5 protein-coding genes are annotated in these 7,995 nt (G+C 61.0%); 1 reads left to right on the plus strand and 4 read right to left on the minus strand.

All coding sequences use genetic code 11. The features are described 5' to 3' along the window. Nucleotides 1-130 precede the first annotated feature (130 nt). Together D3M70_RS15675 and quiC are read right to left on the minus strand one after the other, a co-directional pair. The gene (locus D3M70_RS15675) at nt 131-802 is read right to left on the minus strand and encodes a TetR/AcrR family transcriptional regulator (protein ID WP_120126639.1); all 672 of its coding nucleotides are present in this window, start codon (nt 800-802) and stop codon (nt 131-133) included. Nucleotides 803-892: 90 nt separating this feature from the next. Beyond that, entirely contained in the window at nt 893-2,800 is a 1,908-nt protein-coding gene (gene quiC, locus D3M70_RS15680; protein WP_120126640.1) for a 3-dehydroshikimate dehydratase QuiC, read from the minus strand. A 301-nt stretch (nt 2,801-3,101) separates the two neighbouring features. Between quiC and D3M70_RS15685 the strand changes: the two genes are divergently transcribed. Continuing rightward, a complete protein-coding gene (locus tag D3M70_RS15685; protein WP_120126836.1) occupies nt 3,102-4,451 on the plus strand; it encodes an MFS transporter in 1,350 nt (449 codons plus the stop codon). A gap of 261 nt (nt 4,452-4,712) precedes the next feature. Here D3M70_RS15685 and glgB read toward each other — a convergent pair whose 3' ends face one another. Both glgB and D3M70_RS33260 read right to left on the minus strand, forming a co-directional pair. Next, the gene (glgB, locus tag D3M70_RS15690) at nt 4,713-6,944 is read right to left on the minus strand and encodes a 1,4-alpha-glucan branching protein GlgB (protein ID WP_120126641.1); all 2,232 of its coding nucleotides are present in this window, start codon (nt 6,942-6,944) and stop codon (nt 4,713-4,715) included. A 2-nt stretch (nt 6,945-6,946) separates the two neighbouring features. Then, a partial coding sequence (locus tag D3M70_RS33260; RefSeq protein ID WP_256659864.1) for a putative maltokinase occupies nt 6,947-7,995 on the minus strand: 1,049 nt, incomplete at its 5' end.

The raw sequence follows: 7,995 nt of genomic DNA on the forward strand, positions 1-7,995 counted from the left end.
GCCTGAAAGGCGTGGGAGGCCTCCGGCCAGAATCAAAATCCAACAGTAACTCCCGTGCTTCTACTAACGCGGTGGTTTGCTGGAGATGCCCCGGCTACGCAGAACTGCTTCTCCCCGCAGGGCGAGCTTCTTACGGCATCAGATATCGGGTCACCGAATCGCTGATCATCGCCTTGTGCCGTTCTTTCACCTCACGGTCTTCCAGCTCGATCTGGAAGATTTCCGAGAAGGTGTGGCGGTTGGACACGCGATAGAAACAGAACGAACTGATCAGCATGTGCAGATCCACCGCCTGCACACCCGGACGGAAAAGCCCTTCCTGTTCACCCCGGCGCAGGGTCTCGTCCAGCGCCTGCAATACGTGCTGACTCAAGGCACGGATCGTCGGTGACTGTTTGACGTTGTCGCCGTTGTGGATGTTCTCGATGCAGACGATGCGCACGAAATCGACATTGCGGTCATGGTGGTCAAACGTGAATTCGACCAGGCGCTGAATCGCCTCCATAGGTGCCAGTACATCGAGTTTCAGGCTGCTTTCGGTATGGCGGATGTCGCCGTAGAGTTTCTCCAGTACTTCGGTGTACAGCTGTTCCTTGCTGTTGAAGTAGTAGTAGATCATGCGCTTGGAGGTTTGCGTGCGCTCGGCGATGGCATCGACCCTGGCGCCCGACAGCCCTTGGGCCACGAACTCGGCGACGGCCGCCTGAAGGATGCCGTCGCGGGTTTTTTCCGGATTATTCTTGCGGCTCTTGCGTGGCGCCTCTACGGGCGCTTCGGCAAGGGTGTCGTCGACAGTTTTCATGCTTGGCTCACGACCACGGTGGAATGCCGCGATTATGAGCCGCACTGCCGCGTTACGGAAGTGGCATATGCCAGCATGGCCATCAGTGGGTCACAGCCGCGCCTGTCGCGCCGACCCGCTGCGCGACTTGGCCATGGCCGCCAGACGCACGGCCACGTTGGCGGCGCCGTAACCGATGTAGCCGTTCTTGCGCTGCAGGATCTCGAAGAAAAACCGGTCATCGAACGCTTCGGTGTAGACGTGAAACAACTCCCCACCGTTGGCATCGCGGTCGTAAAGAACGTTGTAGTAGGCCAGCTCGCTGAGGAACTCGTCGTCGAAATCGAAGCGCGCCGCCAGATCGTCGTAGTAGTTGAGCGGAATATCCAGCAACTGCACGCCCGCCTCCTTCGCCCGCGCGACCTGAGCGAAGATGTCGTCACAGGAAAACGCGATGTGATGCACGCCCGAACCGCGATAGCTGGACAACGCATGGGAGATCGCGGTGTTGCGATTCTCTGAAATGTTCAGCGGCAGGCGCACGGTGCTGCAACGGCTGCGCAGCGCCCGGCTCTTCACCAGACCGTACGGATCGGGCAGCACCACTTCGTCGTCGGCCTCGAAATCCAGCAGCGTCTTGTAGAACAACACCCAACTGTCGAGACTCTCGGCCGGCAGCGCCATGGCCATGTGATCGATGCGCTGCAGACCGCCTCCGATCGACGCCTGGGCACTGACGTTGAAATCGCTGTCGTAGATCGACTGACCGGGGGCCGCAGGCTCGACCAGATAGATCAGGCTGCCATCCGGCGCGCGCACCGCCGGGATTTCCCGCTCGTTGGGCCCCACCAGGCCACGATAAGGCTGCCCCTTGTAGAGCCGCGCACGTTCCAGCGCCGCATTGCCGTTCTCCACGCGCAAGGCGGTGGCGCAAAGCGACGGGCCGTGGGATTCGAAAAAGCTGTGGGCGAAGGAATAAGGTTCGGCGTTCAATACGATCTTGATGTCGCCCTGCCCCAGCAGGCTGACCGCTTTGGAGCGGTGCTGGCCGAGTCTTGCGAAACCGAGCTTTTCCAGCCAGCCCGTCAGTCGTGCGCTCTGGGCATCATCCACCGCGAATTCGAGGAACTCGACGCCGTCATAAACACTGGCAGCGGGAGGATTGAACAGCAATTGCGGCTCGACCGGCTGTGCCTCCTGCGCCAGCAGCGCCCGGGTCTTCTCCTCCAGGTACAGCAGCGAGCGCAGGCCGTCGGCGGCATTGGCCCTTGGCGGCGCGGCGCGGAAGCCGTCGTTGAAAATTTCCAGCGACAGCGGCCCGGTGTAGCCACTTTTCAGAATCGGCGCGAGGAACCCCGGCAGATCGAACTCGCCTTGACCGGGGAAACATCGGAAATGCCGGCTCCACTCCAGCACGTCCATCGCCAGCACCGGGGCATCGGCCATCTGTACAAAGAAGATCTTGTCGCCGGGAATATTGGCTATACCGCTGGGATCGCCCTTCAACGACAGGGTATGAAAGCTGTCGAGCAACACGCCCAGCGCGGGGTGATCAACCTGACGCACCAGATTCCACACCTGCTGCCAGGTGTTCACATGACGCCCCCAGGCCAGTGCTTCGTAGCCGATGCGCAGCGCGCGCGCGCCGGCCCGTTCGGCGAGCAGCGCCAGATCGTCCAGCAGAATGTTTTCCTCGCCCAGCGAATCGCTGGCGGTGTTGCTACAGACCAGCACCAGGTCGGTGCCCAGCTCCTGCATCAGGTCGAATTTGCGCTCGGCGCGGTCGACATTGCGCTGCAGCCTGTCGCGGCGGCAGCCTTCGAAATCGCGAAAGGGCTGGAACAGGGTGATGGCGATGCCAAGGTCGGCGCACATCTGGCGAACGTTGCGCGGGCTGCCGTCGTAGTACAGCAGATCGTTTTCAAAGATTTCCACGCCATCGAAGCCCGCAGCGGCAATGGCTTCGAGTTTTTCCGGCAGGGTTCCGCTCAAGGATACGGTGGCAATCGAGCGCTGCATGTCATGACTCCTCGTTGATTGCACCCGGCGGACAGTTCTTCAGCTGATGCTCAGGTGTCAGACCGATTATTCTCCCGGTATCCTGCCATCGCAAATTAAATGTACGGACCGGTTAGTTTTGTGTTCGATAATCGCCCAAAAATACCCCGAGTCAATTGACGCCTCTGCCGATGCGCTCCAACATCAACTCCACATTGTCGGACAAGGAAGCCCTTTTCATCAGTTACGACCCGATGCCGCCTTACTCGGGACAGCCTCACACAGACAAAACCATAACAATTCCAAGACAGGTTAAATGCTCATGCGCTCATACCCTGCTTCGCCTGCGCCGGTCGCAGCCACCCCTGTGCATCCTCATGCCGGGATCGGTGAAAAGATCCGAGGCGCCCTCGCTGTCGGCAAGACCCGCTGGGGGATGCTGGCTCTGGTGTTCTTCGCCACCACCCTGAACTACATCGACCGCGCCGCCCTGGGCGTGATGCAACCGATCCTGGCCAAGCAGATGAGCTGGACGGCGATGGATTACGCCAACATCAACTTCTGGTTCCAGGTGGGTTACGCCGTCGGCTTTCTGTTGCAAGGCCGGTTCATCGACAAGGTCGGGGTCAAGCGCGCGTTCTTCCTGGCGGTGCTGCTCTGGAGCTTCGCGACCGGGGCTCACGGCCTGGCGACCTCGGCTGCGGGCTTCATGGTCTGCCGGTTCATTCTGGGTCTGACCGAAGCCGCCAACTACCCGGCCTGCGTCAAGACCACCCGGTTGTGGTTCCCTGCGGGCGAACGTGCCGTGGCGACCGGGATCTTCAACGCCGGCACCAACGTCGGTGCCATGGTCACCCCGGCCCTGTTGCCGTTGATCCTGACGGTCTGGGGCTGGCAGGCGGCGTTTATCTGCATGGGGTCGCTGGGGCTGGTGTGGGTCATCACCTGGCGCCTGAAGTACTTCAATCCTGAAGAGCACCCGACCGTACGGCAGAGCGAGCTGGACTACATCAATCAGGCCAGCGACGCGGAGCCGGTTCCGGAAAAAGTGCCCTTCTCGCAGATTCTGAAAATGCGTGGGACCTGGGCCTTCGCCCTGGCCTACGCCATGACCGCGCCGGTGTTCTGGTTTTACCTGTACTGGTTGCCGCCGTTTCTGAATCAGCAGTACAACCTGGGCATCAGCGTGACGCAGATGGGGATCCCGCTGATCCTGATCTGGCTGACGGCGGACTTCGGCAGTATCGGCGGCGGGATCCTGTCCTCGTGGTTGATCGGTCGCGGCATGCGCCCTACCACCTCGCGGCTGCTGTCGATGCTGATTTTCGCGCTGACCATCATTTGCGTGGTGTTTGCCGCCAACGCCAGCGGATTGTGGGTAGCCGTCGCGGCCATCGCCCTTGCGGTCGGCGCGCATCAGGCCTGGACGGCTAACATCTGGAGTCTGGTGATGGATTACACCCCCAAACACATGATGAGCACGGTGTTCGGTTTCGGCGGGATGTGCGCGGCGATCGGCGGGATGTTCATGACACAGATCGTCGGCGCGGTGCTGACGGCGACCCACAACAATTACAACGTGCTGTTTACGTTGATCCCGGCGATGTACTTCATCGCGCTGATCTGGATGTATTTCATGGCGCCGCGCAAGGTGGAAGCGGCGGGCGAGTGATTCGTGGCGCGGGTCGGCGCGCGTCCGGTATGCGCGGAAGACCGGCATCACTTTCGTGAGCACACATCCCGTAGCAGTCCGGCTTGCCGGCGGTGGCTTATTAAAGGTTGCCACCGCTTAAAGGTTGCCACCGCCGGCAAGCCGGACTGCTACAGACGTATCATGACCGTTGCTACCCCTCATGATCGTTTGATAATCGTACCCACGCTCCGGGTGGTAACGCCGCAGAGCGTGGGAACGATCAACATCCGGTGGCCGCGATCACTCCCCGGCCGGCTTGAACACCACCACCGCCAGCGGCGGCAGATTCAACGCTAGCGAACACGCCTGACCATGGCTCTTGATCTCTTCAGCCATCACCGCCCCGCCGTTGCCGATATTGGAACCCGCATACGCCTCGGCGTCCGAATTCAGCAGCTCGGCCCACTTGCCACTGAACGGAACCCCGACGCGATAGCCATGACGCGGCACCGGTGTCAGGTTGGCCACCACTAGCAGCGGCTCACCCTCCTTGCTCCAGCGTAAATAGGCGTACACGCTGTTGCCGGCATCATCACCGATGACCCACTGGAACCCCTGCGGCTGACAATCCTGCTCGTACAGCGCCTTCTCAGACCGATACAACCGGTTGAGGTCGCCCACCAGGGTGTGCACGCCCTTGTGATCGGCATAGTTGAGGAAATGCCAGTCCAGCTCGGTGTCGTGGTTCCACTCCCGCCACTGCCCGAACTCGCAGCCCATGAACAGCAGCTTCTTGCCCGGGTGGGTCCACATGAACGTCAGGTAAGCGCGCAGGTTGGCGAACTTCTGCCAGCGATCACCCGGCATCTTGTCGATCAGCGAGTGCTTGCCGTGCACCACCTCGTCATGTGAGATCGGCAGAATGAAACGCTCGGACCACGCATACACCAGCCCGAAGCTCAGACGATCATGGTGATGCTGACGATGGATCGGGTCCTGCTCGATGTACTTCAGCGTGTCGTGCATCCAGCCCATGTTCCACTTGTAGGCAAAGCCCAGACCGCCCTGTTGCGTGGGTTGACTGACCCCCGGCCAGGCCGTGGATTCCTCGGCGATGACCAGCGCGCCCGGTGCCTCCAGTGCGACCACGTCGTTGAGGTGGCGCAGGAAATCGATGGCTTCCAGGTTCTCGCGGCCGCCATAACGGTTCGGCACCCACTCCCCGGCCTTGCGCGAATAGTCGCGATAGAGCATCGAGGCCACGGCGTCCACGCGCAAACCATCGATGTGGAAGTTCTTCAGCCAATGCAGGCCGGACGCGATCATGAAGCCGTGCACTTCCGTGCGGCCCAGGTTGTAGATCAGCGTGTCCCAGTCCTGGTGGAAGCCTTCCTGCGGGTTGCCGTATTCGTACAGCGCGGTGCCGTCGAATTGCGCCAGACCGTGGGTGTCGGTCGGAAAGTGCGCCGGCACCCAGTCGAGAATCACGCCGATGTCGTTCTGGTGACAGGCGTTGACGAAGGCTGCGAAATCTTCCGGCGTGCCGTAGCGCGCGCTCGGTGCGAACTGCGACAGCAATTGGTAGCCCCACGAACCACCAAACGGGTGTTCCATGATCGGCATCAGCTCGATGAGGGTGAAGCCCAGATCCTTGATATACGGAATCAGGTTGTCCGCCAGTTCGTGCCAGTTGAACGGACGATCAGGCTCGTCTTCGCCGCCGTGGTGCCATTTCCACGAGCCGGCGTGCAGTTCGTAGATCGAGATCGGCTTGTGCACGTCCTGCTTTTCGCCACGAGACTGCATCCAGTCGGTGTCCTGCCAGTCGAAGTTCAACGGCGCGGCAACTTTGGAGGCGGTGTCGGGTGGCAACTTGGTCGCCAGGGCCATCGGGTCCGCCTTGAGCGGCAGTACCCCGTGCTGGCCAAGGATTTCATATTTATAGGCTTCGCCAGGGCCGATGCGCGGAATGAAGATCTCCCATACGCCGGAGGGATATCGGACCCGCATCGGATGCCGACGACCGTCCCAACTGTTGAAGTCGCCCACCACCGAAACCCGCCGCGCATTCGGCGCCCAGACCGAGAAGCGCACGCCCTCGACGCCGTCGACGGTTTTCACTTGGGCACCCAGTGCGCTGCTCAAGTCACGGTGGTTGCCTTCGGCGAACAGATACAAGTCCATTTCACCGAGCAACTGGCCGAAACTGTAAGGATCCTCGGTGATCTGTTCACCGGTGGCCCAGTTGATTTTCAGCAGGTAGGGTTCGCGGACCGGAAAATGCCCGGCAAAAAAACCGGGCTTATCGCTCATGGTCAACTCACCCAGATCGCGTTCGCCATCCCGAGACAGCACACGCACGCTCAGGGCATTGGGCAGATAGGCGCGAATCACCTGGCCGTCCTTGCCGTCGCTGTGCGGACCGAGCATGGAGAAAGGATCGCGGTGTTCGGCGCGGATCAACGCGTCCATATCGCCGGCACTGGGCAACAACTTGTGGTTGCCTTCGCCGAATTGGTCAGACGCACTCATTTTCATTCTCCATCAGACAAGTTCAACAGCCCGCGCAAGCCTTGAAGCGGAACCGACAACCAGGTCGGCCGATTCTCGGCCTCGTAGGCCACTTCATAAGCGGCTTTTTCCAGGGTGAACAGCGCCAGTGCAGCGGCCTCCCCCTTAGCATCTTTCCAGGCATGGGCAACGTCGACGGTGGCTGATTTGTAGCCCCCGAGAAACGCTTCCCGCGCCTGACTCAAATAGGTTTCGGCGACATGTTTTCGCGCTGCGGCAGCTTCCGGCGAGGTGTCGGCTGCCTGTGCATTGCGCATCGCCATGGCGGCAGCGTAGTCGAAAGATCGCAACACGCCGCTGACATCTTTGAACGGGCTGTATTTGGCCCGCCGATCCTGCAGCGGACGTGCCGGTTCGCCCTCGAAGTCGATCAGATAAGCATCGCCCTTGACCACCAGCATTTGCCCCAGGTGCAAGTCGCCATGCACCCGCATGCGCAATCCGCCGACCGACTGTTTGGCCAGGGCTTGTACCTGTGCCAGCAGCGGTTTGCGTTTGCTCAGCAACTCACTGACCAGTTGCTGATCGCCGGGTTCCAGCGAATCGCGATGCTGCTCCAGAAGATCAAGGGCACGTTCGACTTGCGCCGCCACGCTTTTGGCCGACGCCTGACTGTCCTTGACGCTGGTGACTTCGGTCTTGAAGTCCGGGTTGTCGGTCGCGGCGCTGAGCACCACGTGCATTTCGCCCAGGCGCTGCCCCAGCAGGCCCGCGAAATCCTTGAGTTCCACCAGCGCGTTGGCGTGCTGGTCGAGGTTCGAATGCCCATGGGCCATTTCGTCGCGCACCGCACGCTCAAGGTTATTCTGCGTCCACTCCCAGGCGTCGCCCTGGTTGCTCAGATAACCTTGGGCGATCATCAACAGATTGTCCTGACCCTCGTTATCGACCCGCACCACAGCGCCCAACAGCGGCGAGATGTGCTGGTAGCCGGCTTCGGTCAGGTAAGCGCCCATTTCCAGCTCCGGGTGCGTTCCGGCAGCGACCCGGCGAATCATCTTCAACACGACGC

The organism is Pseudomonas sp. LS-2 (assembly GCF_003605735.1).
Lineage (GTDB): Bacteria > Pseudomonadota > Gammaproteobacteria > Pseudomonadales > Pseudomonadaceae > Aquipseudomonas.